At 46.5% G+C, this 26,407-nt stretch carries 26 protein-coding genes; 17 read left to right on the forward strand and 9 right to left on the reverse strand.

The window, feature by feature from the left end:
• Nucleotides 1-100 precede the first annotated feature (100 nt).
• The 8 genes from ACXAD8_RS13830 to ACXAD8_RS13865 all read left to right on the forward strand — a co-directional run bounded on the left by ACXAD8_RS13830 (nt 101) and on the right by ACXAD8_RS13865 (nt 5,100).
• Nucleotides 101-1,027, forward strand: coding sequence for a diguanylate cyclase domain-containing protein (locus ACXAD8_RS13830; RefSeq protein WP_475229673.1), 927 nt, complete (start codon nt 101-103; stop codon nt 1,025-1,027).
• Nucleotides 1,024-2,037, forward strand: coding sequence for an AraC family transcriptional regulator ligand-binding domain-containing protein (locus tag ACXAD8_RS13835; RefSeq protein ID WP_475229675.1), 1,014 nt, complete (start codon nt 1,024-1,026; stop codon nt 2,035-2,037). Before ACXAD8_RS13830 ends, ACXAD8_RS13835 begins: the two co-directional genes overlap by 4 nt.
• 181 nt (nt 2,038-2,218) lie before the next feature.
• Nucleotides 2,219-2,395, forward strand: a complete 177-nt coding sequence (locus ACXAD8_RS13840; protein ID WP_475229677.1) for a DUF1328 domain-containing protein — start codon at nt 2,219-2,221, stop codon at nt 2,393-2,395.
• A 49-nt stretch (nt 2,396-2,444) separates the two neighbouring features.
• Nucleotides 2,445-2,639, forward strand: a complete 195-nt coding sequence (locus ACXAD8_RS13845; RefSeq protein ID WP_475229680.1) for a hypothetical protein — start codon at nt 2,445-2,447, stop codon at nt 2,637-2,639.
• Between the two features lie 69 nt (nt 2,640-2,708).
• On the forward strand, nt 2,709-3,263 hold the full coding sequence (locus tag ACXAD8_RS13850; protein ID WP_475229683.1) for a BON domain-containing protein: 555 nt from the start codon (nt 2,709-2,711) through the stop codon (nt 3,261-3,263).
• A gap of 57 nt (nt 3,264-3,320) precedes the next feature.
• On the forward strand, nt 3,321-3,461 hold the full coding sequence (locus ACXAD8_RS13855) for an entericidin A/B family lipoprotein (RefSeq protein ID WP_475229685.1): 141 nt from the start codon (nt 3,321-3,323) through the stop codon (nt 3,459-3,461).
• A 239-nt stretch (nt 3,462-3,700) separates the two neighbouring features.
• Nucleotides 3,701-4,450: a gamma-glutamyl-gamma-aminobutyrate hydrolase family protein gene (locus tag ACXAD8_RS13860; RefSeq protein WP_475229687.1), complete on the forward strand. Its 750-nt coding sequence runs from the start codon at nt 3,701-3,703 to the stop codon at nt 4,448-4,450.
• Nucleotides 4,447-5,100, forward strand: a complete 654-nt coding sequence (locus ACXAD8_RS13865) for a TVP38/TMEM64 family protein (protein ID WP_475229689.1) — start codon at nt 4,447-4,449, stop codon at nt 5,098-5,100. The genes ACXAD8_RS13860 and ACXAD8_RS13865 overlap by 4 nt, the downstream gene beginning before the upstream one ends.
• A gap of 29 nt (nt 5,101-5,129) precedes the next feature.
• Here the strand turns inward: ACXAD8_RS13865 and ACXAD8_RS13870 are convergent, their stop codons facing one another.
• From ACXAD8_RS13870 to ACXAD8_RS13880, 3 genes are all read right to left on the reverse strand, one after another.
• The gene (locus ACXAD8_RS13870) at nt 5,130-6,926 is read right to left on the reverse strand and encodes a cation:proton antiporter (RefSeq protein WP_475229692.1); all 1,797 of its coding nucleotides are present in this window, start codon (nt 6,924-6,926) and stop codon (nt 5,130-5,132) included.
• Between the two features lie 263 nt (nt 6,927-7,189).
• Entirely contained in the window at nt 7,190-7,552 is a 363-nt protein-coding gene (locus ACXAD8_RS13875) for a nuclear transport factor 2-like protein (protein WP_475229695.1), read from the reverse strand.
• 445 nt (nt 7,553-7,997) lie between these two features.
• Entirely contained in the window at nt 7,998-9,023 is a 1,026-nt protein-coding gene (locus ACXAD8_RS13880; protein ID WP_475229697.1) for an IS110 family RNA-guided transposase, read from the reverse strand.
• A gap of 231 nt (nt 9,024-9,254) precedes the next feature.
• On the opposite strand from ACXAD8_RS13880, the gene ACXAD8_RS13885 reads away from it, so the two are divergent.
• The 3 genes from ACXAD8_RS13885 (at nt 9,255) to ACXAD8_RS13895 (ending at nt 11,173) form a co-directional block, all read left to right on the forward strand.
• Nucleotides 9,255-10,238 carry a transposase gene (locus ACXAD8_RS13885; RefSeq protein WP_475229700.1) on the forward strand — a complete coding sequence of 328 codons (984 nt, stop codon included), beginning with the start codon at nt 9,255-9,257 and terminating at the stop codon, nt 10,236-10,238.
• A gap of 393 nt (nt 10,239-10,631) precedes the next feature.
• Nucleotides 10,632-10,904, forward strand: coding sequence for a type II toxin-antitoxin system RelB/DinJ family antitoxin (locus tag ACXAD8_RS13890; RefSeq protein ID WP_475229703.1), 273 nt, complete (start codon nt 10,632-10,634; stop codon nt 10,902-10,904).
• Nucleotides 10,904-11,173: a type II toxin-antitoxin system RelE/ParE family toxin gene (locus tag ACXAD8_RS13895; protein WP_475229705.1), complete on the forward strand. Its 270-nt coding sequence runs from the start codon at nt 10,904-10,906 to the stop codon at nt 11,171-11,173. The genes ACXAD8_RS13890 and ACXAD8_RS13895 overlap by 1 nt, the downstream gene beginning before the upstream one ends.
• 95 nt (nt 11,174-11,268) lie before the next feature.
• Here ACXAD8_RS13895 and ACXAD8_RS13900 read toward each other — a convergent pair whose 3' ends face one another.
• The 6 genes from ACXAD8_RS13900 to ACXAD8_RS13925 form a co-directional block, all read right to left on the reverse strand.
• The gene (locus ACXAD8_RS13900) at nt 11,269-11,571 is read right to left on the reverse strand and encodes a helix-turn-helix domain-containing protein (protein ID WP_475229708.1); all 303 of its coding nucleotides are present in this window, start codon (nt 11,569-11,571) and stop codon (nt 11,269-11,271) included.
• Nucleotides 11,568-11,936 (reverse strand): type II toxin-antitoxin system RelE/ParE family toxin, encoded by a 369-nt coding sequence (locus ACXAD8_RS13905; RefSeq protein ID WP_475229712.1) that lies wholly within the window; start codon nt 11,934-11,936, stop codon nt 11,568-11,570. The genes ACXAD8_RS13900 and ACXAD8_RS13905 overlap by 4 nt, the downstream gene beginning before the upstream one ends.
• Nucleotides 11,937-12,089: 153 nt before the next feature.
• Nucleotides 12,090-13,307, reverse strand: a complete 1,218-nt coding sequence (locus ACXAD8_RS13910; protein ID WP_229530230.1) for a phosphoenolpyruvate carboxylase — start codon at nt 13,305-13,307, stop codon at nt 12,090-12,092.
• Nucleotides 13,304-13,939, reverse strand: a complete 636-nt coding sequence (locus ACXAD8_RS13915; protein ID WP_475229714.1) for a hypothetical protein — start codon at nt 13,937-13,939, stop codon at nt 13,304-13,306. The genes ACXAD8_RS13910 and ACXAD8_RS13915 overlap by 4 nt, the downstream gene beginning before the upstream one ends.
• A complete protein-coding gene (locus ACXAD8_RS13920; protein WP_475229717.1) occupies nt 13,936-17,685 on the reverse strand; it encodes an ATP-binding protein in 3,750 nt (1,249 codons plus the stop codon). The genes ACXAD8_RS13915 and ACXAD8_RS13920 overlap by 4 nt, the downstream gene beginning before the upstream one ends.
• Before the next feature lie 130 nt (nt 17,686-17,815).
• Nucleotides 17,816-20,551, reverse strand: coding sequence for a PAS domain S-box protein (locus ACXAD8_RS13925; protein ID WP_475229719.1), 2,736 nt, complete (start codon nt 20,549-20,551; stop codon nt 17,816-17,818).
• Nucleotides 20,552-20,771: 220 nt separating this feature from the next.
• On the opposite strand from ACXAD8_RS13925, the gene ACXAD8_RS13930 reads away from it, so the two are divergent.
• The 6 genes from ACXAD8_RS13930 to ACXAD8_RS13955 are packed head-to-tail and all read left to right on the forward strand — an operon-like array spanning nt 20,772 to nt 26,375.
• Entirely contained in the window at nt 20,772-21,515 is a 744-nt protein-coding gene (locus ACXAD8_RS13930; protein WP_475229721.1) for a DUF3450 domain-containing protein, read from the forward strand.
• Nucleotides 21,515-22,909: a MotA/TolQ/ExbB proton channel family protein gene (locus ACXAD8_RS13935; protein ID WP_475229724.1), complete on the forward strand. Its 1,395-nt coding sequence runs from the start codon at nt 21,515-21,517 to the stop codon at nt 22,907-22,909. Before ACXAD8_RS13930 ends, ACXAD8_RS13935 begins: the two co-directional genes overlap by 1 nt.
• A gap of 27 nt (nt 22,910-22,936) precedes the next feature.
• Nucleotides 22,937-23,452 (forward strand): MotA/TolQ/ExbB proton channel family protein, encoded by a 516-nt coding sequence (locus tag ACXAD8_RS13940; RefSeq protein WP_229530235.1) that lies wholly within the window; start codon nt 22,937-22,939, stop codon nt 23,450-23,452.
• Nucleotides 23,453-23,466: 14 nt separating this feature from the next.
• Entirely contained in the window at nt 23,467-23,877 is a 411-nt protein-coding gene (locus tag ACXAD8_RS13945; RefSeq protein WP_229530236.1) for an ExbD/TolR family protein, read from the forward strand.
• A complete protein-coding gene (locus ACXAD8_RS13950; protein ID WP_475229727.1) occupies nt 23,877-24,572 on the forward strand; it encodes an energy transducer TonB in 696 nt (231 codons plus the stop codon). Before ACXAD8_RS13945 ends, ACXAD8_RS13950 begins: the two co-directional genes overlap by 1 nt.
• Nucleotides 24,573-26,375 carry a tetratricopeptide repeat protein gene (locus ACXAD8_RS13955; RefSeq protein WP_475229729.1) on the forward strand — a complete coding sequence of 601 codons (1,803 nt, stop codon included), beginning with the start codon at nt 24,573-24,575 and terminating at the stop codon, nt 26,373-26,375.
• The last annotated feature ends 32 nt before the right edge of the window (nt 26,376-26,407 follow it).

Here is a 26,407-nt window from a genome sequence, read left to right on the forward strand (position 1 = left end):
TGCATTCCGGCCAAAGAGGAAATTGTATGAGCTAATTTGACCCTATTGCCTTGGCCCTCCTTAGATTAAAATACGCGCGAATTCATTAAGGACACAAACCATGAGCTTCAAACTGTTAAAGCTGCACAGCAAACTCATCACATTGGTATTGTTATTTATCAGTGTCACAGTGCTGTTTGCCGCCAGTATCGGTGAACTTAAGCCTGCCAGCGAATTCGAATGGAGTGACACGTTGGGAGAAGGCGGTATTACCCTGATGACCCTGGTCTGGATATTTTTCACACTGATCAGCCGCCCGGCAGGCCGGGTAACCATGTTGCTGATTGTGGGTCTATTGTTTATGCATGTCAGTATGTTGCTGGACTTACTGGATGAGTTTTTCCTATATCCAGACAATCATGCCTGGTTAACTGCATACGAATCCATTCCGGCACCTATCGGCATGATATTGATGAGTATTGGCCTTTATCACTGGCACAAAGAGCAGCTCACAGTAAACGAGCAATTGCGCCGCCGAGAACGTGTATATCGGGAACACGGGTTAATGGACTTTATCACCGGTCTCTATAGTGCAGAATACATGAAGCAACAAATAGAGTTGGAGTTGAATAACCTCAAATCCGGTGCTCAGCCTTTCAGTTTATTGCTACTGGATATTGATCATTTCGACGCTTTTAATCGTCGTTTTGGTGACGCTCGTGGCGATCAATTCTTAAGAGAAATTTCTGAATTTATTATGTTCGAGTTACGCGCTACTGACCTGGCAAGCCGCTATGCAGGTGATCGGTTTATTATTCTGCTGCCAGATACGCAACAGGCTGAAGCCAGAAGCATCGGTTCCCATCTTGAAGCAGCCCTACAAAAACGTAATTTTAACCCCTTAGCAGAAGAACATGACTTTCACTGTCAGGTCAGTATTTGCTCACTACAAGCGGATGACAGTCATGGAACCGAGCTATTGCTCAGCGAGCTCAACGCTCAGATGGAGCAATTAAAACTGGACAAAAGAGCAGTCAAAGCCGCATGAACCGAGCCTGGTTTGAACTCAAAGATAAACAATTTGATTGCCAAAGCCTGGTAGTCAAACTGATCGATCTTTGCCGAAATCGCGGCGCTGATACCGAGCAATTATTGCGCGGCACTGGTATTTTTTATGAAGACCTGTACCGTCGCCAGCACTATTTGAGCTTTGAACAAATTGAAAAACTACTAAGCAACGCGCAAAAGCTAGTAAAAAGCAACGACCTCAGCTTTCTGTTGGGCAGAAGACTGTTCCCGAATCACAACCCGGATATATCTGAGTTAATCAACAATGCCCATTCGTTAAGGGATCTGTTGCGTATAATGCAATGTTACCAATACCTGATGTTTCCCTGGTTATATGTCACCTGTAAACAACACCAGAATAAAACCTGGCTGATTGTCGAAAATGCTGTTGCTGTTTCACCGCAACAGCTGTTTTTCTTTGAAATGCTGTGCACTGTCATCAATGCCACCTGCAAATGGCACATTGGCCATCAAATTCCACTACATTTTTATTTCCAACAGAATCGACCGCGCAACATTTATCAATACGAAGAAAATCTGGGGCACCGCCTGACGTTTAACTACCCATTGAATATGATCGCTGTGGATAATGAATGGTTAGATAAAAAACTGCTTAACAGCAGTCTTCTGGCCAGAAAACATCACCGCAAACTATGTTCCCAGCAACTGCACAAAGTACCGCAACGAACCGGGCTGTTACAATACGTAAAACAACAATTGCAACGAGAAAACATTAACAATCTGGAAGATATGGCAGAAGCCTTAGCTATCAGTCCTGCGACTTTGAAGCGCAAGCTCAAACTTCATGGTAGTAGTTTTCAAAATCTTCATGATAAGGTGAAGTCTCAGACAGTATTGTTTGATCTTAAAGTGAGGCAACTCACTAACGAACAAGCGGCCCAGTCTGCAAAGTTCAGCAACCTGCCTAATTTTCGTCGCGCGATTAAACGCTGGACGGGCATGACGCCCAGTCAACTTAAATCGGGTTAAAGCGCTCCAAACAACAACGGATTGAGCGCATGTAAAAATTACCGAATACCAGATAAAAATTTCCCAAAGCTAGCCTCAACCTTTCCCTTTTAAAATATTTTATCTAACAATTTCAACAACTTAATAATTGGCATTGATTTAGCTATACCTATTCCGTGTTCAAACACGATTAGGAGTTCACATGTTAAATTGGGCATTAATCTTTTTTGTAGTGGCCATCATTGCCGCACTATTTGGCTTTACTGGTATCGCCGGTGCAGCAGCGGGTATTGCAAAAATCATCTTTTTTGTCTTTGTGGTTTTATTGGCAATTTCGCTACTTTCCAACGCACTGCGCGGCAAGGCACCTAAGGCTTAGTGGCCCCGTCGACAGGCACTCAATAAGGAATTAACAAAGGAGATAAACAATGAAGTTTTCCACGTTTTTGAAGCTCTTTTCCTCAGTCTTTTTTGTGGCACTCATCACCGCTGGCTGTGCGGATAACAACGCTGAAGAAGCGGGTGAAGAAATTGATGAAGTGATCACTGACGCAGGCAATGCCATAGAAGACGCCTGTGAGGATGTTAAAGAAGGCGTTAAAGCTGAAGACACTGACTGCTAATAGCGCCAATTTTCGCTTTGATTCACACTTTTTACGAATTTAATCAACGTCATACAGAGGAGATCTATTATGACTATTTTCAGAAAGACCCTGACTGCAACTGTATTTACAACCCTGTTTGCTGCACAAGTAAGTGCCGCCGACTGGCAAGATGACGCAAAAGACGCCTGGATTGACGGCAAGGTAGAAACCACTTTACTGCTCAATACCGAGCTCAACTCTTTTAACATCAACACCAACGTTAAGGATGGCAAGGTCATGCTGACCGGTTCGGTTAACCGTGATGTGGAACGCTCCCTGGCTGAGGAACTGACCCTAAGTATCGAAGGTGTAGAATCGGTGGACAATCAATTAGAGGTAGTGCAGCAAGACAAACAAACGGCTGAAAAAGACTACACCGAGTTCACCGATAAGAAAATCACCACGGTAGTGAAAACCCGCTTGCTGATTGAATCAGAGGTTTCCGGCACCAGCATTGATGTGGATACCGAAAAAGGTGTAGTGACGCTGAACGGCGAAGTTGAATCTGAAGCCGAAGAGCAACTGGCGGTATTGATCGCCAAAAAAACCGATGATGTTAAAAAGGTGGTGAGTAATCTGAGTATCGCCGAACAGAACTCATAATCTGATTAAACCGACACCAGGGGCCTCTGGCCCCTTTTTTGACTGGAGAAAAAACTGATGAAATCACTGAAAACAGGATTAAAAATAATCTTTCTGAGCATTATTCTCAGTGCATTAGCCGCCTGCGCCACTATTGAAGGCATTGGCAAAGACGTAGAAAAAGCCGGTGAAGTTGTGCAAGATGCTGCTAATGACTAATAACAGTTCCACAGCATACTAAGGCCCGCTTTGTTCACACATAGATGACAACGGGCCTTATAATTCCTACAACAAACTTCCTGTAATAATTTCACGCTTATTCTTAATTCTGCTGTTCACGGCTATCCACACCCAAACTTAAAAAATTTTATTCATATAAATCAGCACCTTATAAAAACCACAAGTCTGGCACGAAACTTCTATCTGTTTTATTGAATCGTCATCACCGAGGAGGGGAAATGGCAAATAGCAAACCGTTAATCATTGTCACAGGGCCGGATGAAGGCGGGCTGGTTGCCTGGTGGTTTACCGCTTTGGGGGTAATTATGGCAGGTGGCAAACCGATGCGCATGACACCGTCTCGCTATAACGGGCAGCTGCATTGTGATGGCTTCATCATTGGTGGTGGTTCAGATATTCATCCGGATAATCGAGCCAGCGCCCCCTTGTCTAAAATAGAACGCAGCCTGACAACCCGCATCAAAGAAGGCCTGCTGTATCCGATGGAAGCCGTGGTTCGCTTTACCAAAGGCAGTTACGACAAAGCCCGTGATGAAATGGAAAAAGACTGTATTCAGTATGCCCTGAAAAACCAGTTCCCCATTCTGGGAATTTGTCGCGGTCATCAACTGCTTAACGCCGTTTTAGGCGGCACCATGTACACCTCTACCTTACCGCTATTGGGTGATAAACCCAGAATTCGCAGCCCGTTTCCCAGAAAAACAGTGGTTTACGCCAAAGAAGATTCACTGCTGGAAGAGATAGTGGGTGATGAACCCATTAAGGTGAATGCCATTCACTCTCAGGCCGTGGCCAAACCCGGTAAGCAGTTGCAGGTCTCCGCCCGTGAAAAGGCCCAAATCGTGCAGGCTATCGAACTTTGCGATAACGACAAAGTACTGGGTGTGCAATGGCATCCGGAATACCTGTTTTACCTGCAAACTCAACGTAATATTTTTGCCTGGCTAATTGAGGAAGCAAGATCATGAAAAACCGCAAATGGATTAACCTGACCATAGCCGTTACTATTGCAGCAACTCTGCTTGCTGTGTATTTTCTGACACCACTTAAGTCGTTTTTAACGGTAGAACAAGTGGTGAGCTTAACCGAAGAGGTGCCCGTTAGCTGGGTAACCGCACTGGCGTTTTTATTAGTGTTTTTCTTCGGTGGGGCCATGCTAATTCCCATTCCTCTCATGGCACTGGCGGTGAGTCTGGTTTTCCCTACCTGGCTCAGTGTCTTGATAGTACTGCCGGGTTTTGCCCTGGCCGCTACCGGCGGCTACCTGCTGGGGCAGTTTGTGGATGATTCATTGTGGGGGGATTCAGTCACCCGACACATCGACAAAATTAAAAACAAAGTGGAAAATCAGGTGATTTACGCCGTGATGGCTCTGCGCATAGCACCTACGCCACCATTCACTGTCACCAGTATGCTCAGCGGTATGTTGAAGGTGGATTATCTTAAATACATTGTGGGCTCGGTGTTAGGCATTATGCCGCTGGGTTTAAGCGCGGTATTTTTCGGTCGCGGCGCGCTGGAAATGGTCAAAGAGCCTTCCGGTATGGCCGCCAGCACATTGATAGCAGCTGTGGTATTAACCAGCGTATTCTTTGTGATAAAACGCCATGCGAAATAGCCTGAGACTGATTTCAACCCAAAGCGGCATTAACCGTCGTTCGCCTGAGGTGTTACCAGACTGATAATCTGGTAACCCTCTCCGGGCTGAGTTTCCTCATCGCGTCGAAACGGAAACAGATTGCCTTTGGGAGCAATATAAAACAGCGGCGTGAACAGGTCCTTATACTTATCTTTGTAATCCTCATAGGTAAACCAGGCAGTTAAAGTGGTGCGTTTAATCACCGCGCCTCGGGCGGTTTGGCTGGCCAGTTTTGCATAAGTGGTGTCACCAAATAACCCCAGCGATTGCATGTAATGTTCACTGGGCAGGTGTGCTTCGTAGCCTTTTTGCGCGCTAAGGCTGATACCCATTACGTGTTTATCGCCAAACAGATATTGAAAGTGCTGAGTAACAATGGGATTTAGCTGTTTATTGGCAGACATCACCAACACATTGCCGATTCCGGTGAGGTCCATAGTGCGCGTTGCATGTTCTGAACTCGGGTTGCCAAAATATGTGGGAATGCCATCCATTCGCGCTGCTGAAATAGACTCCCAATTGGTATCGGTGTATTTTACCGTGTACCCCAAAGAAATCAGCTCTTTGGCTATCATGCGGGCAAAGCCGATACCGCCAAAGATCAAAAAGCCCTTCGGCTCCTTTTCCCTTTGTTTTAATAAGGTGGCCAATGGTGTGGTGGTTAAACTCTGCAGCGTGACGGTGAACACAATCACAAAAAATACCAGAGTCACCAAGACGCCTGAATCTTCAAAGCCAATCATATTGAGTTTCAGCTCGAATAAGGCTGAAACCGCAGCAGCTACAATACCCCTTGGTGCCATCCAGGAAATCAGGCTTTTTTCCTGCCAGGACAATCTGGATTTAAAGGTAGAAATGTAAACATTCAGCGGCCTAGCCAGCAGAATCATGACACACAAGATCAAGGTTGCAGGGACCGCAATAGCGGCGAGTTTTTCTAATTCAATTCGCGCCGCCAGAATAATAAACAGCCCGGAAATAAGCAGCACCGAAAGGGTTTCCTTAAACTCCAGGATGTTATCCACTTTAATGTCACGCTTATTCCCCAGGTAAATCCCCATCACAGTAACAGTCAGCAAACCACCTTCATGGGACATCAGGTTGGCCACCTCAAAGCTGAATAACACTGAAATGAGTACCGTGGTGTTGATCAGATATTCCGGGATCACACCTTTTTTAATAGCCAGCCCCAGAAAATAGCAAGCTATCAAGCCAAGAATCGCCCCAATCGACACAGTTTTGATAAATACTAAGAAGGTATTGGCCATCGCGTCCTGACTGGCAACTATGTACTCGAACACCAACACCGCCAACAACGCACCAATAGGATCAATAATGATGCCTTCCCATTTCAGAATTTGTGCGACGTTTTTGGTGGGACGCACGGCGCGGATCATAGGGATCACCACTGTGGGACCTGTGACGGTTACGATAGCGCTAAACAGAAAGGCCATCTCCCAGGACAGTCCCATAATGTAGTGGGCAGCGGGTGCTACCACCAACCAGCCCACAATAGCGCCGATAGTACAAAGCCTCGACACAGTGCGCCTATGCTCGCCCAGCTCGGTAAAATTCAGTGACAGCGCTCCTTCAAACAGAATGATGGCCACAGACAGGGAAACAATAGGAAATAACAGCTCCCCAAACAGAATATCGGGTTGTAAAACCCCGGTAATCGGCCCCAGCGCTATACCCGTTAGCAGCAGGAATAAGATGGCTGGCAATTTTAATTGATGGGCAACTAACTGGCTTATTATTGAAAAAAAGCCAATCAATACCAGGATGATCACAGGTTCCAAAGTCATCTTCCCTTTGATGTTTGTAGCTGAGTATAGCAGCCGTGTGAAAATCCACTTGGAGATATGAAAGTTTGTGGGGATGTAGCAAACTTCAAAGGGTCAGCTCCACTGAAAGCTTTGCTTTGACACACTTTTCACTCAATATGATAATGAGGCATTGCCAATCAAATTAGGAAGGCAGCAGACATTCAAAGCAATTTATCGAAATGAAAAATTTTCAGAGAACTAACTCTTTGGATCGTGATGCGCTACCAACATTAAAACTGCAATTACAGCTCACCTGTGCCAACAAAACCAAAGAGTCGAGACAACAATTCACCTTCTCGTTCCACAAAGTATTGTCCAAATTGCTTCTGATTAGAACCATCGGGGCCCGGCCCACTAAAGCAAACTGTTACACGTGACATATGACCAATCTCATCATGTTTTTTAACCTCTGCCTTCCATCCCGGAGCACTAGCGCTAAACATGCCCAAATAGTCACTTAACCCTTGTATACCATTTACAGTGCCTTGCGTTCTGGGGTCATGGTATTTTACATTTTCTGTTACGACAGAGGAGAGCTTACTAAACCGAGCTTCTGCATCTTGCATTTGCCAAGCTCCAAAAAATGTTGAGATTAGTTCAGCCATATTTTTTCCTTTAAATAAATTTTCTACCAGGACATATATGGACACTTCCCGGTTGTCAAACCGTTTTTAACCCTTCGCGCTGCTAAGCAGTGCGAATATTCTGTCACTCTTTGTCTCCTGTCTGCCACTTAAAGATGTACGCGCATTAATTGGTTTAGTTCTGACATATATTCAGGCTCACAAATAGAAATGGTAAAGTCATTTCTGGCCTCTGATGAACTCCGTACCTTATCACCTTTAAATACAACCACGCGGATTTGAAATCCGTGTTCCAGTCTGGCTTAGATGAGGCAGGGCTGACCGTTTATTTCATCTTTTGTTGACTAAACAGGACGGGTAATTCAGGTGTTATCCCGTATCAGACCTTCCACTACAGCCACACAGGTTTGACACCTTTGTCCTGGACGGAATTGAGTCTGAACGGGATAACGTAACTGCTCTCATATCAGGCCGCCTTTTGCGCTTTAATTTCACAATAACGTTCCTGCCTGGTGAGTAATATCCAGATCAGTCGTGCCAGACGATGCGCCATCGCCACAGCGACCTGATTGAACGGCTTTCTTTTGCGTAAGTGATTGGCCCATTGCGACAACACGTCTTCTTTTCCGGCCGCGCGGCTAACCAGCGCTCTGGCACCATGCACCAGTTGTTTACGCAGATAACGGTCACCTCGTTTGGTGATGCCGCCCATTTTGTTGATATTGCCGGAAGCATGCTGTTTGGGAGTTAATCCCAACCAGACAGCAAACTCTTTAGGGTTGTTAAAGGCCTGACCTTTATCAATCGACGCAAGGATGGCTGAAGCATTAATGAAACCAATGCCCGGAATGCTCATCAAAATCCGGCCTGATTCACAACTCTCTACAAAGCGCTTCAACTGCCGTTCAATTTGTTTAATACGCGACACTATGAGTTCATACTCACTCAGGAAATCCGTTGCCATGCTTTGCAGGTTGCAGCTGTATTTGGGGTCATTCATCACCTGAGCCAGTGATTCAGAAAACGCCTTATGTCCGCTACTAAACACAATGCCAAACTCACTGAACAATCCTCTGGCCTGATTACTCAACGCAGTTTTGTTTTTAACCAGCCGCTCCCGAATACGATGCAAACAGCATATCTCCTGCTGATATTCCGTTTTAATCGGGACGAACCGGATATGCGCTCTTTGACTCGCTTCCACAATGGCAAACGCATCGTTGTGATCGTTCTTGTTTCCCCTGACAAACGGGCTAACATGTTGGGCCGGAATAAGTTTGACATCATAGCCCAGCTTCGAGATTTCCCGTCCCCAATAATGTGCTGAATAGCAGGCCTCCATGATAACGGTTGTAGGCGATTGTTGCCTCATGAAATCCAGCAACTCTGCTCGTTTAAGCTTTATATTAAACTGAGGTTTTATATACTCATTAACTCCACAGGCCTGAAAAACATTCTTTGCCAGATCAACACCAATTGTTCTAAGCTTCATAGTCGGACGCTCCTAATGTAAATAGTTTGCTTGAAAACACTATTTTGGCGCATTGACGCCGTATTTGGGAGCGTCCATCTCATCAGCCATCATAACTGTACTTCAGTACAGTTTCCAAATTCTATAATTTTCTACCAGGACAGCCATCATAACTGTACTTCAGTACAGTTTCCAAATTCAATGATTTGTGCAAAATAGAAGCTTCATTCTGCAGACTCAGGAGGAGTCCACATGCCAAAAGCCAGGAAGACTCAAATCTACCTTGAAGATACCCCCTATTACCACTGTGTTTCCCGTTGTGTGCGTAGAGCCTATTTATGCGGGAAAGACAAACAAACCGGGGTTAGCTATGAGCACCGCCGCCAGTGGGTTGAAGACCGTATTCACTTTCTGTCTCAAATTTTTGCTATTGATGTCTGTGCCTATGCGGTAATGAGCAACCACACTCACCTGGTGTTACACATACATAAAGTTTTATCAGATAGTTGGGATACCGAAGACGTGATTCGCCGCTGGCACAGGCTTAGTAATGGCACATTGCTGAGTCATCAGTATTTGAATCCGGAACAACGAATGCAAATGCATGAATCGCAATTACTAACCGTTGAAGAAACCGCGGATATATGGCGGCAGCGACTGACGGATATCAGCTGGTTTATGCGCTACCTAAATGAATACATAGCCAGAGAAGCCAATAAGGAAGATAAGTGCACAGGTCGTTTCTGGGAGGGCAGATTCAAATCGCAGGCTTTGTTGGATGAAGCAGCGCTTGCAGCCTGCATGGCCTACGTGGATTTAAACCCCATCAGAGCCAAAATGGCTGAAACACCGGAAGAATCCGACCATACCAGTATTCAGTATCGTATCAATGCCGCCAAAGCCGGTAAAACACCTAAATTCCTGACACCTTTTGCAGGCAATATCAAAGAGGATATGCCTCATGGTTTGCCATTTCACTTGTCAGACTATCTGGAGTTGGTTGATATCACGGGCAGAGCTATCTTACCCAATAAACGCGGCTCCATTGAAGAATCAACACCTGCGATATTGGAACGCCTCAACCTCAATCCTGAGCAATGGCAGGAACTCACCACTCAATTTGAAAGCTGTTTTCATCACGCTGCAGGCAGTGAATCTTACCTTGAAGCCTATCGACATCGACACAAACTAAAACGACTCAGGGATAAAAACACAGCTATCCGATTATTTGGCTGACAATCCACTCCCCGAAAACCCATTTTTAACCGCATTACCACCGGGTAAGGTTCTTTTGTGTCCGCTACCGACTATTTTGCGCTTCTAGCTTTCAAAATTAACTTGTTCAGGAGTAAAAGCAAGCTCAGAAATCTATATTCTAAGCTGCTCTGGAATACGCGCAGAAAAACCACAAACAAAATCACAAAAATTAGGCCATTCAAACCTTATTATGGGTGTCCTGTTTTTATCCTGCTCTGGAATACACGCAGAAAACCACAAACAAAATCACAAAAATTAGGCCATTCAAACCTTATTATGGGTGTCCTGTTTTTATTCATAACCTTTTTTCATTATATGCAACGACAAGCACTTGTTGTACTATGTGTTACAAACGCAGCAAAAGGTGTAGTTATGAAAACTGAAATGCTTTCAACGCGTATCGATCATGATACCAAGATAGCCTTCACTCAAATTTGTGATGAAGTGGGGCTAAGTCCTTCCCAGGCAATTAAACTCTTCGCTCGCGCTGTAATCAACCACGGTGGTATTCCATTTGAGTTAAGAGTTAAGCAGCCAAATAAAGCTACTGAGGCCGCAATGCAAGAATTACAAAATGGATTGGGTACAAAGGCAAATAATGTCACTGATCTCATCAGTGAATTATCCGAGGGCAAGCATTCCTAATGCTCACACTCGAATACTCCTCCCAGTTTAAGAAGGACTTCAAAAAAATTACCAAGCTACCTATTCCAGATATTGTGGAAGTAGGGAAAGTCATCTCAACTATACAGCAGGGTGATTTGCTAGATGCCAAGTATGTAGATCACCCATTAGCAGGCAACTGGAACGGATTTCGAGATTGCCACATAAAACCAGATTTGGTTTTAATTTACCGTGTTCAAGACGGTCTGCTTCAACTGGCAAGGATCGGAACACACAGCGAACTCTTCTAGAAGTGTGCATATCGGGTGCGTCAGAATACGCATCTAGCATCTATTTCAATAGAAAAAAACAGATTCTAGCTTAACAGCCCCCTTTGGTAATGTGCTCAAGCGATTGCTTCAAGACCCTTTTTTTCGGCCAAAGATAACATCTTTAATGCTGCACCTCTGGGTTTACTTTCACCCTGTTCCCATTTTTTAACTAGTTTATCACTGACGTTAAAATAGCGAGCGAATACAGGCTGGGAAAGGTTGTTCTTTTGTCTCAATGCGCGCACTTGCTCCGGCGTGAACTCATGAACAGTTGTTAAGCACAAAGCATCAAATTTCCGCATGGTGGTTTTATTAATCGCACCAGATTTTTGCAGTCCTTTAGCGGTTTTGTGTACTGCTTTTAAAATATCACTCACGATTCTTTCACCTCAATAAGTTCACCATCTTCCATTAATTGGTTTAGGTCATTCTGACTAAATGCTAAAAACTCTTTTGCCAATTCCTTTAAAGCGAGTTTTTCTTTTGCATTGATATTGGCTCTATCACTTTTGGCAAACACATACAGAAAAAAATACCTATCCCCTAATACAGCTCCGACTATAGTACGATATCCTCCGCTTTTCCCTTTGTTACCTGATGCAATACGCTTTTTGTAGACATGGCCCCCCAAGTCAGCATCGAAAAGTCCGCGGCTCATTTCTTTACAGGCATTAACAATATCATTGTCTGATAATGCCTCTTTTTTCGTCAAATCAGCAAAGGCTTTGGTTTTATATATCAAAGTATACTCCGATAGGGTACATTTTCAAGATGTGGAAAGGGTAGGTTAACCAAATCTACACAAGACCCCCATACAAATTTTGTTTAATAAACCGTCGCCGTTGTGTTCGAAGTCCGCTCTTATCAGGCCCTACTCGATATAAGCCTCGCACTGTTACCTCAATCCCAACACAACATCGGAAATCACATAGTTGCCGTTGTATATGGGGTGAGGCTCGCCCAGGGCGTCGATGGCGAAATAGCGCTGTTCTTCTTCTGGCAGGCCTTCGTAGCCGCCAATCACCTGATAAAGCCAGGCTTCCGGATCGAACTCCAGTTGCTGCTTGTGGTGGTAATCCAGTGCGGTAATGTATGCGCCACTTTCGATCACTTCGCAGAAATAGTTATCTACGGCCTGGCTGAGTTGATCATCTTCCAGTGCCACTTCCTGTTGCTCTTCGATCTGAATATTGCGGGCTGAGCGTTCCGGTTGCGCTTTTTTGAGGTGGCGGAAATCACGGATGCTGCTGACAATCGCCTGCAGATCCAGTTCGTGCTCACTGTTTTGTACATCCACTGCTGCCGGTTGCAATAAACCCGGTGCCACATTAAACAGCAGAGGTACATTGCTCATCTTGGTGTAGTCAGATGGCACAAAATCCGGCTGTTGCTCGTTGTGCAACAAAAAGCCTTTCAGCAAACGGGTACGGCCCCGGTATTCCCGGAAACGACCCAGCAACTCCAGCAATTTGGCCTGTACTATGGCCAATTCCTGGGTACAGCGGGCGAAGCTGTTTTGCAGTACCACTACCAGTAAATGACGCAAATCCCTATCACTACCAGCCACTTGTACCAGCTCATCAAAGCGGATCATTTCCAGCTGATTAAGCAGGTCACTTACCTGGGATTGGGCCAGTTCGTTTTCGCGAATTTTGGCATCCAGGCTATCCACATAACCAAACTCATTATTGATGCGCCCGAACAAGGCGCGCACGCCGTTACTGAGCATGTCAGTAAGTACATACACCTGTTCAGTAAGGTTGTTCAGATGGGCCTGTGCCTGTTCAAAGCGCTGATTGTACAGGGCTTCTTTATAGTGTTGTGACAAGGTAGTGAGGGCAGCAATAGCACTGCCAATATTGGCATTGATATGGCGGTTGCGCTCATCATTAAGGCCAGCTTCCAGTAAGTTGCGCACCGCACTTTTCAAGCGCAGATCCGAATCTGGCTCAGGCCGCCACAAGATGTTCAGGTTCTTCAGCTGTTCCAGCACTTTCGGCGATACCTGTGACTCATCCACGCCACCGGTGAGATAGGCCTGCATAATAATGTCTGAGTGGCGGCTCAAGGCATTAAGTAGCCTGACACCCGCCTGTTGCAAATTGCGACTCACAGTAAGCTCTCCTGCTTCGCGGCCATTTCCGCTTGCTGCGACAGAGACAAGTTTTCAGCGTCGTCAATAAAGCGCAGCACTTCGAACAGATAATCGATTTTGCCGGTGGCGATAAACAACTGTTTTTCCGGATTAGGTTTTAACAGATACCCCAAATCCACCAGACGCTTAAAGACCTGTTTTATCTGGCCGTCCAAAGTGGTACTGGTGGAGCCAAACAAGCGGTAACGAGAAATTTTTTCGATTTGCTCAGCAAAGGCCGGGATATCTTCGATCACAGTTTGCAATTCGTTGAGGCGAATGGGCAAACCGCGGCTCACCGGCATGTCACTGCCTGCCGCTTCCTGCACCAGTAATAACCACTCCACCAGCGGCAACAGGTTATTGGCAATGTCCTGAAACTGACTGGTGAGCACCTTGCGTTCTTTGTCCGCCAGATCCTGATAAGCGGCATAAAAGACTTCACCTTCGGCGGCAGTGGCCAGAGTGCGGTTGAGCAGATTCAGTTGTATTTCGATTTTTTGTGCGTTGCTTTCGCCCTGCAAGTAGCGCCACGCCTCTTCGTCACTGACTTCACAGATAAACTGACCGGATAACAATTGCTCTAAAACCAAACCTTGTTGTGTCATCATGCCTGCGTCTCCTCAGTGGTATGCCCCGCGTTAGTCTGATTATCTGTACCAGCCATAGTCTGCTCAGTCATGCGCAGTGCGTTTTTCGCCTTTTCCTGCAATTTCTGACTGATAGCGCTGACCTTCGGTTGTACAACCTGCAAGCGGCGCTTAGCCTTATCGATAATGTAGCGATTTGCAAACAGCGCTAACACATCTGAATCTGGATTAGGGAAGGCGCCCAATACGTGAATGTTGTTTTTCTCACAGGCGTCAAAGATCTTCTTCACGTTGTTGTGGTGCAATGTACCCAATTCATCAATGGGCCAATGCACTGTGGCCTGCGAATGGCCCCGCAATAATCGGGTAAACGCCAGCAGGAACTTACACAGGATCAGGTAAGCCATACCGTGACTGGAAGATTCGTTTAACTGTCGGTCAGTGCGGATCACCAGGTCGCTGTTGCCTTCCCGCAAACGTAATTCAATATCCAACAGACGACTGATCCCCCCGGACAACGCCGCGCGACCCAGAATATCCAGAACCTGACGCATACTGGCACCATACACTTCGTCAGGTAATTTGTCGGCACCGGTGCTCATCCATTGCTGATGTAACTCGTTGAAGCGGGTCAGCTCTGGCCAGAATTCCAGTTCGGTAATGCGAGAGCGGATCTTCACCGCAGAATCAGAAACGCCATCCAGGAACAGCTCTTCATCCACTTCGCGGCTAATGCGCTTGCTCTGGCCCAAAATGCGTTTATCGATATCCGCTAATACATGGAAGTACTGCGTTAGATCGGCACCAAAGATGCGGCCCTGCTCTTTCAGACCATTGAGCTTTTGCGGCACCACTTCGTTTAACAACTGATCCAGATGAGTGACCAGCTTGCGATATTCCACCACAGGTGCGCCCTGCTCAGCCCGATAAGTACAGGCTTCACGAGCGTGCTCCCAGATATCCGACAATCCGGTGCCAGACTGGGCAGCTATCAGATGATCGAAATGCTCAACATGGTGTTTCACCGCATCCGACAAGCTGCTAAAGGCCGCCAACAACTCATCGCTTTCGCTGATGCGCTGTGCCACACTTCCCGCCATGCCCAGCGCTTCGCTGTCGCTAACTTTTGGTAACGGCAGCTTCACCAATGCTTTGAGGATCCGTTTAGCGTTGTCGTGTTGCTCTTGCTGAGTACGCAGTTGTTGTTCGGTATCCGTCTGACTTTCTTTGCGGGCCTGACGCGCGGCCTGATAGCTTTGTTGTTCCTGCTCCAGGTGACGTTGCGCATCGGCTTGTTGTTTTTTCGCCTGGGTCAGTTTCTGCTGCCACTGTACCTTGTGACCGGTAAAGACGTTTTTGTACCAGCGCTGATATTCTTCGATCTTGTGTTTATTATTTTGGGTGTGCTGAATATCCTTTTTCAGTTGTTCCAGTTGCTTCTTCAGACTGCCGATTTCATCCACATCCACCCCGCGCTTAGCCATTTCGTCTTCCAGAAACTGCTGGCAGGCTTTTTTGTCTTCTTCTGCCTGGCGCTTGGCTGAAGCCATTTGTTGCTTCAGTTGCTGAATTTTTTCTTCACTGGCATCAATCAGTTGCTGCCAGTGGAACTTGTGCTCCAGCTCCTGCTGTGTCTGACGCTCTTTTAACTCTTCAATGGCTTCAGCTTCAGCCTGATTCAGTTTATTGAGCTTGTCCTGCACCTGCTTCAGGGCCTTTTTACTGTTGAGCTTGCGCTCAGACAAGGCCTGGCGATACTCCGCTAACAGGTGTTCTTTATCCTGTTGTGCCCGTTGCCGATTGGATTGGGCGGTATTGAGCTGCGCTTTAAGTTTGGCTTTGTCCAGTTCCAGTTCGCGGATCGCTTCGCTGGCTTTAGACAGACGCTGCTCCACTTCACTTTGCTGTTCAGACAATTGTGACAAGGCAGACTGAATGGTTTCCAGAGTTTCTCTTAAGGCCACTTCTGATTGTGCGTATTCCGGCAATGCCAGGCTGCTCAAATCCAGTTTAAGTCCGAACAATTCATCACTGCTTTGATTGAAGTGGGGCTTCAGATCGGTGCGGTTTAATAATTCCGGCTGGATCACCTTACCCAGCTTTTCCTGCCAGTCGGGCATTTCTGCGCGCAGGTATTCCAACAGGGAGTGATTGCCCGGATAGAGCAAGCCTTCGATGCGCTTCAGCTCCTGCTCTTTGTTTTGATATTGCTTGCGTACTTCCTGCAACTCAGCATCAATCGAATTGCGGGATTTTTGCTGGCTTTCCAGTTGTTGCTCGATACCCGACAGTTTATGTCGAACCGTATCTTCTGCCTCTGAGGCTTCTTTAATCGCCGCGTCCTGCAATTCCAGTTGGTTTTGTTCAAACTCACTAAAACCTGCACTTTGCAGACGGGTATTGGCTTCGGTTTCCTGAATTTTCAGGGTGGCTTTTTGCGCGGCGTAACTGTCTTTCAGGTCGTGAATTTCATCGCGACACTGAGACTGAATGTTTTGCAACGCCAGTTGCTGATCGGATTTTAACTGCGCTTTTTGCTCGCTTTGCACAAGTTGTGCTTCGCCCAGCTCATCCAGTTGCGCACTGAGCTTTTCGCTCATTTCGGCGATGCGACGATTATAGGTGGCTTCGATATCCTGGTGCTTTTCCGTCAACAGTGCATAACGACCACTTAAGGTAGATTGTTCATCCAGCCATTGTGGAAGCTGTTGTAAGTTCTGTTGCAGGGTTTCAATGTCCTGCTCTTGCCAGTTATCGTATTCATCTTCGATTTGTTGCAGATCCCGCTCAAACTTTTGGGTATCAGCTTTGGCTTCAGATAATTGCTGATTCAGCTCATCCCGCAACTGTTGCCATTGGGCATCTGCCACTTTATTTTCGGCGATAAGGCCTTCCAGCTTGTCTTTCAATTTCACCAGATTGGCAGCCAAAATGGCCACATCCTGATCGATTTGTACCTGAATGGCCCCTAGCCGCAACTCAGTTTGCTGTAACTGCTGCTCGGTTTCCTGTAATTTGCCGAACTCCGGACGAATGGCATCAAATTCCTGAATCAGACGACACTCACGGATCCAGTTTTCCACATGGGCGGGTTTCAGGCTGGATACCGGGGGTTGTACACCGTCTTCTTCCAAAATGGCCCCAATCATGGTTTTGATGGTTTCCATTTTGCCTTCTTTGGAGTGCACGGCGCGCGCCAGCTTTTCAATATGACGCATATGCTGGCTGGAGGCACACAGGCTAAACATGCGGGCATAGCCAATTAAATCGCGAGAATCAGGACAGCTGTTCATCAGGGTGCGATCGTTTTGAATAACGCCGCGGAACGCCTTGTTATTCATCAGATTAGATACCAGGATATTTTGCTTTTTAAACTGCCTGCCCAGTTCTGACATGGTTAATGAGGTGAACTCACCCGGCTTGCTTTCAAACACATAGTCTTCCAGCACAAAAGGTTTCGCCACCAGTCGATATTGCACACCGGTGCCATTGGAAGAGAGCACCAACTGGCAGACATTGTCTTCGTGCTGTACATATTCGTAAATGATAAAGCTGGATTCACGAGGCAAATACCAGCGCTCGAAGCTGTCTCGCGTGGCGGGTACCACCCGGCTGGGAGATTCCCCGTAAAACACCGGAATCAACCGCTGCAGCGTGGTTTTTCCAGAGGCATTGGTACCACAGATGTTGGTGTGGCCCTCTAGTTTGAGTTCTACCCGACCAGGAAGGTGGGTATCGATCAGAATAATTCGTTGTAAACCTGGCATAGACATCCTAAGAAAAGATAGGCAGAAAAGGGGGTTTTAGGTAAAATCATCACCCTATATGATGGGGGTAACAACAGTCGCTTTCAAGCTACGTTTGAGCACGCAGATTTAAGCTTTTGTAATCTATGTATTATTGCTTTTGTGCCACAACTTGCGCAATGGTTTCGCAGAGTGCATTTCGCTCGATTGGTTTCGCAACATGAGCCCGCATCCCAATTGACAGATAGATTTCCACATCTCTTGGCATAACATTCGCGGTCAGTGCCACTACCGGAATCCGGTTAAGAGCTTCCAGTCCTAAAGAGCGGATTTTTTGAGTTGTTTCTATGCCATCCATCACCGGCATCTGAATATCCATTAAAATCACATCAAATTCGCGATCTTTTTCCAGGCAAGCAAGGCATTGTACGCCATCGTCAACAATGATTGCTTCAGCCCCCAAACTGCGAAGCATACTATCGATAACTACCTGATTAATTTGATTGTCTTCTACCACCAATAGCCGAAGCCCATGCAACGGGCTGTCTTGTGCCTGACCATTGCAGTTCCCAATATCGACGGTATCAGATAGCAACGTGGTATAAAGTAAAGATACAGGACAAGGTTTTTGTAGCACGCTCTTAATATTCAACTCTGCTATTCTGGGTTTGATAATAGAAGTGTCGTAAGAAGTGTGAACTATGATATCAGGAGGATTTTCAAGTTGATTTGCGCTCCGTATAAGCTCTTCACCACTTACGTCCGGCATACACCAGTCCACCAATAATATATCAAAGCTATTGCTCGACTCGAGCAGCATGCGCTGTGCTTGCGTTCCAGACTTTGCCATAACCACTTTTGCACCCATCCCGTTTAGCTCCTTTGCCAACGTATTAAGTGCCAACAAACTATCATCCACCAATAAAATACACAGTTCTGAGGGAAGTGCTTTCGGTAGTTGATCGGCGATCAAAATTTGATCGTTCTGCCTGAATTGCATTGTTGCTGTAAATGTACTGCCCTGACCAGGCGAACTTTGTACCTGGATATCTCCATTCATCAAACGACACAGCTTTCTACTGATGGCCAGCCCCAAACCCGTTCCGCCAAATTTCCGGGTTGTCGAAGTATCAGCTTGAGTAAACTCGTTAAACAGTCCCTTTATGCATTCCTCAGTCATACCTATTCCGGTATCGGTGATTTTGAAAATTGTGTCGTAATAAACCACCCCGGAAGGACTTTTAGCCGTTTGCATGTCAATATTTACAGACACACTTCCTTTACTGGTAAATTTAATAGCATTTGAGCATAAATTTAACGCTACCTGGTTAACTCTGACAATATCTCCTATCAAGTCAGGGTGGACGCGAGGCGTACAATTAATATTAAACTGAATACCTTTAGCTTTAGCCTGCTCTGCAAAACTTGTATTCATAAAATCAACGACTGAAACAATTGAAAAGGGAATTTGCTCCAGTTCCAAATTACCGCCAGTTATTTTAGAAAAGTCCAAGACATCGTTGATCACTGTCAATAAATGACGAGCCGAAGCCTCCATTTTTTGTACGTAACTAAATTGTATTTCATTAAGCTGAGTTTGCTGTATCAGTTGTGTAAAACCGATAACACCATTTAGTGGAGTGCGAATCTCATGACTCATATTTGCCAGAAAATCAGTTTTCGCTTGGTCCGCCTGTAACGCCTCATTGCGAGCCTGAATTAACTCCCGTTGTTGGCGTTTCAATTCCGTTATATCTCGCCAACTCACTAAATAGCTAGGTCTTCCTGAAATTTGCACCAATGAGACACTGGCAGATACCATCAGCAACTCTCCTTTCAAAGTTTGGTGCATCCACTCGAATTGCGCTGAAGGCTGTGTACGTATATCGTCTAATATTTCTTGGTAATAATCACGAGAATATTTTTCCGCATGTTCCTGATAATCTGGTGATATATCCAGATTACTCAGTCCAAGTAGCTGCGCTTTGTTTCCGCACATAATGCGTTCAAAAGCGGGGTTACACATGATAATTCCACCTGCTTCTGGTTCGATAACAAAGCAGGGATCTGGAAGATGCTCAAATAGCGCTTTGAAACTGGCTCTTTCAACCTTTAAAGAACGTTCTTTTTCTTTCAGCTCTGTGATGTCTCTGATAATACCTGTAAATAATATATCGCCATCAACTTTTACTTCACCAACTCGCAGTGAAATTGGAAACTCACTACCATCTTTACGTTGCGCATACAGAATTCTTTCAACTCCAATGATTTTTGCATGGCCCGTAGACAAATAGCTTTCGATGTAGCCGTCATGTTTATTTTTATGCTCCTCACTGACCAGCAACGAAATATTTTGTCTTAGTAATTCTGACTCCTGATAGCCAAACAATTCAGAGGTCTTTCGATTCACACTTTCAATCAACCCGTCTGAATCAATTACGATGAAAGCGTCAGCCATCGTATTAAAAATTGACTGTAATTTGGCATTATTCTTACGGTTTTCCGCGTTCTCTTTCTTAATGCCAGTGATATCCCGAGAAGATGCATAAAGAAACAAATACCCATCAAGCTCCACACCTCTTGCATTTATTTCAACATCCATAATCTCACCACTTTTCTTTTGATGCCTGGTTTCAAAAATAGCTGGATTTTGGACCAAATCTTTTATGATGGGTACCAACTGCTCCACAGGAAAATGACGATCCCAGTCTCTGACATTCAGTTGCATCGCTTCTTCAAGTGAATAGCACAACAGGTCCGCAAACATAAGGCTGCAATACACCACGTTACCCTTTTGATCCAAGATGTGAATACCATCAGGGGAGTGCTTGACCAGAGATTTAAGCAATGACAGTTCTTTTTTAGGGGCAGAGAAAATACTTTTCAACAGGCTAAACTCGTTTATTCAAAAGAGATTATTAGTAAATTATAGACGTAGAATTGACTTCAACATTAGAAAACGATCCTGATCAGATATTTTCTTCCAATTTGTTTAACTTATCTACCATTTTTCGTACAGTACTCTTCTTTACAAAACACCTGAAATGATAACGATGACCTCAAGGATTTTTGAAAAACAAAGCTTCATGGATGGATTGAGGTGCTCTTTGACTATCACTATGTTGACTGCATTCTTCTGCAACAGTCATGTATTTGCACAATCGCAGGAACTGGAAGTCGTTCAGGGCACCCATGCGCAAATCAGCCAGTCGCAACAACAAGTGGAACATCTGGATAATGCCACCCGCAAAATGCTGCAGGAATATCAGGACATTATGCAGCGCAAAGATTATCAGCAGTATTATCAGTTTCAGTTGCAACAACTTAAGCAGGAACAAAATGCTGAAATAGCCAGGCTGGAAAGCCAACTGCAGGAACTGGCCTATATAGAACTGGCGCTGATGCCCTTAATGCACAGTATGTTGCTGGCCTTAGAAGAGTTTATCGCGTTGGATCTGCCCTTTAAACAGCAGGAACGCCTCGATGGGCTGCAGCGCTTGCGACAGCGAATTAATTCCACCCAGCAAACATTACCGGATAAATATCGCCTGATGATGGAAGCCTGGCAAATAGAGCAGGACTATGGTCGCAGTATAGAAACCTGGCGCGGCGTACTGGAAGGCGAAAACCAGAATCCATTAGCTGTAGACTTTTTGCGCATTGGTCGTATCGCTCTTTATTACCAGACGCCCGACGCTAAACAGCAAGGCCGTTGGGACAGCGAAACAAAATCCTGGCAGAGGCTGCCGCAACAATTTAGACAATCAATTCAGCATGCCATGCGGGTTGCATCGGATCGCATCGCACCGGAGTTACTGGCACTGCCTCTGCCCACCGGAGGGGCAGAATAATGAAACGATTATCTTTCAATACTCGCATTTGCTGTTTGCTGGTAGCGCTCATTGCAATGACGTCTCAGGCCAATACGCCCTCTGAAACCCAGTCTTTATTAGAAAAGGTTAAACAAGAGCGCGCTCAGGAAAGACAGCGCATTCAGGAGCGAGAAGCTCGCTTTCTGGCCGCTAAAGAACAACAAGCCAGCTTGCTGGCACAGGCTAAGGCGGATTTTGAGCGCTTTCAGCGGCAAAACAACCCGTTAAAACAAGAGACCTTGCGCAATCAGGAACGCATCGAAGAACTGCAGGCACAGATCCAAAAACGCAAGGATGAAACCGGCGATCTGGATAGCGTTTTTCGGCAAATGTCACAGGAATTGGCAGAGCGTTTAACCGCCTCATCCATCAGCATGCAGTTACCGGCACGACAGGAGCAGCTTAACGCGCTGTTGCAGGGTGAACGAACCGCTAATATCGAACAGATGGAAGCTTTGTGGCTACTGATGCAGGAAGAGATCACCTTAAGCGGTGAGATTGCCCGTTTCAGCGCCCCGGTTATCCAACCGGATGGCCAGATAATCACGCAAACCGTCACCCGTGCAGGCAATTTCTCCAGCTATGTGGATGGTCAGTTCCTGCGTTTTATTCCTGAGACGCAGGAATACCTGCTGACCACGCAACAATCAGCAGAAACCCAGCAAAACCGACGCTGGTTTGCCGCAGAGAATGAGCTGGACACTCTTTATCTGGACCCAACCGACGGCACTTTGCTCGCCATCATGGCCTGGACGCCAGACTGGCGACAGCGTATTGAACAAGGTGGCGTGATTGGCAAAATCATTTTAGCTTTAGGCGCTTTGGGTTTGTTGCTGGTGTGCTGGCGCGCTATTGCCTTACTGTGGCAACAACACACACTGAAACGACAGTGTCAATCATTAAGCCCAGCCAGATCGGATAACGCGCTGGGTCGGGTTATCCTGCGGGTGGCGGAACTCCCAAAAGCAAGCTCCGCTGAAAATAATGACATATTGGGCATGGCTCAGGTGCATCTGGACGAAGCGGTGCTGACGGAAGTCAACCAACTGGAAAAAGGTCACAACCTGATCAAACTGTTAGCCGCCACAGCACCACTGCTGGGCTTATTGGGCACAGTTACCGGCATGATTGTGACTTTCCAAAGTATCAGCTTTTTTGGCAGCGGCGATCCCAAATTGATGGCCAGCGGCATCTCACAGGCACTGGTCACTACCGTGTTAGGCCTGCTTGTAGCCATCCCACTGTTATTCGGCCATAGTTTTGTCAGCAGTCTGGCGGATAACCTGATCCGCCGCCTCGACGAACAAAGCGCAGGATTGCTGACTCAATATCTGAACAGCGGAAAAAGCGGTGCTCAACCTGGTTCAAAATAAAGCTCGAAATAAAAGCCGGAGAAAGGCGTGACACTGTTAAACAGCTTACTGGCGTTTATGTCTCAGGGCGGCCCTGTGCTTTGGGCGGTGTTTGCCACCAGTTTATTGTTGTGGTTACTGATTTTTGAACGCAGTTATTTTTATCGCTTTGAGTTTCCCGCGCTGCGTCGCCGGACTCTGAGCCGCTGGCAACACAGAACACCGCAAGGCAGCAGTGAATTGCGAGCCTTCAGAAGATTGTTGATTTCTGAGCTATCAATTTTGTTGAACGCTCGCCTGAAGTTTATTGCCGCCATGATCATGATTTGCCCCCTGATGGGTTTGCTGGGTACGGTTACCGGCATGATCCACCTGTTCGACGTTATCGCCTTTAGCGGCAACGGCGATATCAAGGCCATTTCATCGGGGATTTATCGGGCCATATTACCCACGTTGGCAGGTCTGGTGACCGGACTTTCCGGATATTATTTTGCAATGCGCTTTGCTCAAAAAGCGCAACGTCTGGAATTGCTGCTGACCGAACAGCTTTCCGGCAACGCTTAAGAGGAAAAACGGCTATGAGTTATCACCGCCACAATCGACAAACCCAGCAGGCCGAACTGGACATGACGCCCATGCTGGATATCGTCTTTATCATGCTGATCTTTTTTATTGTTACCACCTCTTTTGTCAAAGAGTCTGGCGTGGATGTCAACGCCCCTCAGGCTCAATCAGCACAACCGCAAAACGCCAATATTTTTGTCGCCATTACCGCTGAAGGGGATATCTGGATAGACAATCGTTTAGTGGATATCCGCTCGGTGCGCAGCATTGTGGCCAGACTTCACGCTGAAAGCCCTGAAAGTACTGTGGTGATCCAGTCAGATCAGCAAACCCGCACCAAAGAGTTAATAGGCGTGATGGATCAGGTGCGACTGGCGGGCGTCGAGAAAGTCGCCATTGCCGCTGATATTACTGCGACCCAATAATGCTCAATCCATTGCTGAAATATTCTGGCAGTTTACTGGCCGCTCTGGTGGTTACCATGGCGCTGTTTTTATTTATGCAGCGTTTGGTGAATCAACCCTTGCCGGCACTGCCGGATATCCAGTTTTCCGGTATGGTGGCGCTGTTTCAAATTCAGGAACAGGAGCAACCGCCCGACAATGAACCACCGCCTCCCCCGCAACAAAACACCGAGCCACAGATGGCCGAGACAGCATTAAATCTCAGTCCTGCGACAGATTCATCACTGCCAATATCTGAGGACTTTTTACCCGGTCCGGCCACACCCGGATTAAAATTCGGCCTTGGCTCGGCCTCAGAAGCGATTCAGACTGCCGGAGAACTTTTATCGCAATTTGGCGAGGATACGCGGGAAGGCTTTATCGAAATTACCCCTTTTGCTACACGTCGCCCCAATATTCCGGAACTGGCCTGGCAACACCAACTCAATGGCTGGGTGTTGGTGGCGTTTAATGTGTCGCCACAGGGCCAGACCCGGCACATTCGGGTACTGGACGCTCACCCCAAGGGCGTATTTGAAGCCGAAGTGATTCGGGCCATTAAATTGTGGCGCTACGATGTCAGTGACATCGTAAAAGACGGTCAGGACGTAGTGTTGACCCAAAAAATAGAGCTGCAATGGCAGCATTATCCCCAAAACTCACCCTACCCGGAGTAATTGACCTTGTACCGTCTGCCTTCCAGTTTACTCTCTGTAACACCAGTCAAAGCCTTTGCTTTGGTGTTACTACTGACTGTGTTCGGAACACAAACTGAGGCAAGGCAATACAAAAGCAAACTGTTTAACAGCAGTGACCAAAATCTGGGAGCAGCCGAAAGTCAGGCACTCATTAGCCTTGAGGCACGTCTGGCAACAGCTACCGATCCCTGGGAAATTGCGGTTAATGGTCAACATCTGGCGCGTCAGTACGCACAAAATGGTCAGTTCGAACAAGCCGCGCAGGCCTATCAAAAAGCGCTGAGCACCAATGTGCTGGCAGAGCCGGTGGCCAGAGTAATGACCAAAGAATTGGCTTATGTGCTGCTGCAATTAAAGCGCTTTGCTCAAGTTGGCCCCTTGTTCTCTCACTCATCCATGGACAATGAGGAACGACTTTTAGTGGCCAGAGCTGCGCTGGGCTTACAGCGTTTCCACGAAGTAGTGGCAATTCTCACCCAAATCACTGAAAACAGTGCAGTGTTGCCGGATGAGCAATTGCAACAGGTTGCAGAATTGGCCTATCAGGCCAGCGCCTTTGCTATGGCGATAGACGCTATCAAGGCATTGCTTTTACGCCACCCTGAGGATATGTCGCTAGTCCGGCAACTCACAGGTTTGTACATCAAAACGCAAAAATTCGGTGCTGCGCTGGATTTGTGGTCATTAGCCAGTAACCAAAGTCGTTTTGTGGATGAGCAAGACTGGTTGTTATTGGTGGAGCTTTATCAACGACAAAATATGCCGGATAAAGCCGCCCGAATTTTGGATAACGCCTTGCAAAGCAGCACAGTAAAAGACACGGGCAGTCACTGGTACAGATTATTTGAACTCTGGTATCAGGCCAGGGAAACTGACGCCGCGATGGCCAGTCTGAACAACAGCCTGCGGCTCTCTTCAGATATCCAACAAGGGCTATTGTTAGCTGACTTGCAGCACAAAGCAGAACAATGGCAAAACCTGTTGAACACCCTGGTCTTCACTTGCCAACAGGTATTGCCAGATCGTTTTACTGGCAAGGCCAACCTGTTGTTGGGTATTGCTTATCACAAACTGGGGCAAACGCATGATGCTCGCCGGGCTTTTATCAATGCCTCATTAGTCAGTGGTGAAAAAGCCAAAGCCAGAGAGTGGCTGGCGTTTATTGAAGCCTCCCCAGCCAACGAAGAAGAAATGTCAGAATTACAAGGACTATGTCTGCCGGAGGAAACCCGCATTAAACTGCCTGAGACCTCCAGCTCTGATAATCCACGAGCAAACGCGGAAAGCGACAACACAAAAACAACACCGACTTCAGAAAATGATGTGCCGCCACTGGAAATCAAAACATTGCCGGCCACACGATTCTATGGCACCCGGGTCACTACGACCCCGCAGGAACTGCCTCAAACCATTAAAAGACGTACCTTTTCTCTGATAAAAAGCCTGATGAAATCCGGCGGTGGCATAGACGGTAATATGCACCTGTTACTGGATGATATTCCAAGCGAATCCTCACTGACCCTAACTATTGCTTTTCCTTTTTCTGGCGCGCCTGCAAATCGCGGCGTTAACCGCATTGTGCCGGAGCCCGAGCATCAAGCCCTTAGCTGGAAATACAATGGCCCGGCGGTGGACATCAATCAACAGTGGGCGCAATTTATCCAACAAGCCATCGCAGAACAACACCAGCTCAATGGCCGCGCCAGAATGGTGTTTTTATCCGACACCAGTGGCACTGACTTGCTGGATGTAGAATTGCAACTATTACTAAAGGAAAACTAAGGCAAAATGGTGCTGCCACATGTATGGTATAC

Source organism: Planctobacterium sp. AWH2_060, from assembly GCF_056158425.1.

Excerpts from the sequence above, each read along its gene's own strand:
- ACXAD8_RS13830 (WP_475229673.1), top strand. The coding sequence starts at position 101 with ATGAGCTTCAAACTGTTAAAGCTGCACAGCAAACTCATCACATTGGTA.
- ACXAD8_RS13835 (WP_475229675.1), top strand. The coding sequence starts at position 1,024 with ATGAACCGAGCCTGGTTTGAACTCAAAGATAAACAATTTGATTGCCAA.
- ACXAD8_RS13840 (WP_475229677.1), top strand. The coding sequence starts at position 2,219 with ATGTTAAATTGGGCATTAATCTTTTTTGTAGTGGCCATCATTGCCGCA.
- ACXAD8_RS13845 (WP_475229680.1), top strand. The coding sequence starts at position 2,445 with ATGAAGTTTTCCACGTTTTTGAAGCTCTTTTCCTCAGTCTTTTTTGTG.
- ACXAD8_RS13850 (WP_475229683.1), top strand. The coding sequence starts at position 2,709 with ATGACTATTTTCAGAAAGACCCTGACTGCAACTGTATTTACAACCCTG.
- ACXAD8_RS13855 (WP_475229685.1), top strand. The coding sequence starts at position 3,321 with ATGAAATCACTGAAAACAGGATTAAAAATAATCTTTCTGAGCATTATT.
- ACXAD8_RS13860 (WP_475229687.1), top strand. The coding sequence starts at position 3,701 with ATGGCAAATAGCAAACCGTTAATCATTGTCACAGGGCCGGATGAAGGC.
- ACXAD8_RS13865 (WP_475229689.1), top strand. The coding sequence starts at position 4,447 with ATGAAAAACCGCAAATGGATTAACCTGACCATAGCCGTTACTATTGCA.
- ACXAD8_RS13870 (WP_475229692.1), bottom strand. The coding sequence starts at position 6,926 with ATGACTTTGGAACCTGTGATCATCCTGGTATTGATTGGCTTTTTTTCA.
- ACXAD8_RS13875 (WP_475229695.1), bottom strand. The coding sequence starts at position 7,552 with ATGGCTGAACTAATCTCAACATTTTTTGGAGCTTGGCAAATGCAAGAT.
- ACXAD8_RS13880 (WP_475229697.1), bottom strand. The coding sequence starts at position 9,023 with ATGAAGCTTAGAACAATTGGTGTTGATCTGGCAAAGAATGTTTTTCAG.
- ACXAD8_RS13885 (WP_475229700.1), top strand. The coding sequence starts at position 9,255 with ATGCCAAAAGCCAGGAAGACTCAAATCTACCTTGAAGATACCCCCTAT.
- ACXAD8_RS13890 (WP_475229703.1), top strand. The coding sequence starts at position 10,632 with ATGAAAACTGAAATGCTTTCAACGCGTATCGATCATGATACCAAGATA.
- ACXAD8_RS13895 (WP_475229705.1), top strand. The coding sequence starts at position 10,904 with ATGCTCACACTCGAATACTCCTCCCAGTTTAAGAAGGACTTCAAAAAA.
- ACXAD8_RS13915 (WP_475229714.1), bottom strand. The coding sequence starts at position 13,939 with ATGATGACACAACAAGGTTTGGTTTTAGAGCAATTGTTATCCGGTCAG.
- ACXAD8_RS13920 (WP_475229717.1), bottom strand. The coding sequence starts at position 17,685 with ATGCCAGGTTTACAACGAATTATTCTGATCGATACCCACCTTCCTGGT.
- ACXAD8_RS13935 (WP_475229724.1), top strand. The coding sequence starts at position 21,515 with ATGAAACGATTATCTTTCAATACTCGCATTTGCTGTTTGCTGGTAGCG.
- ACXAD8_RS13945 (WP_229530236.1), top strand. The coding sequence starts at position 23,467 with ATGAGTTATCACCGCCACAATCGACAAACCCAGCAGGCCGAACTGGAC.
- ACXAD8_RS13950 (WP_475229727.1), top strand. The coding sequence starts at position 23,877 with ATGCTCAATCCATTGCTGAAATATTCTGGCAGTTTACTGGCCGCTCTG.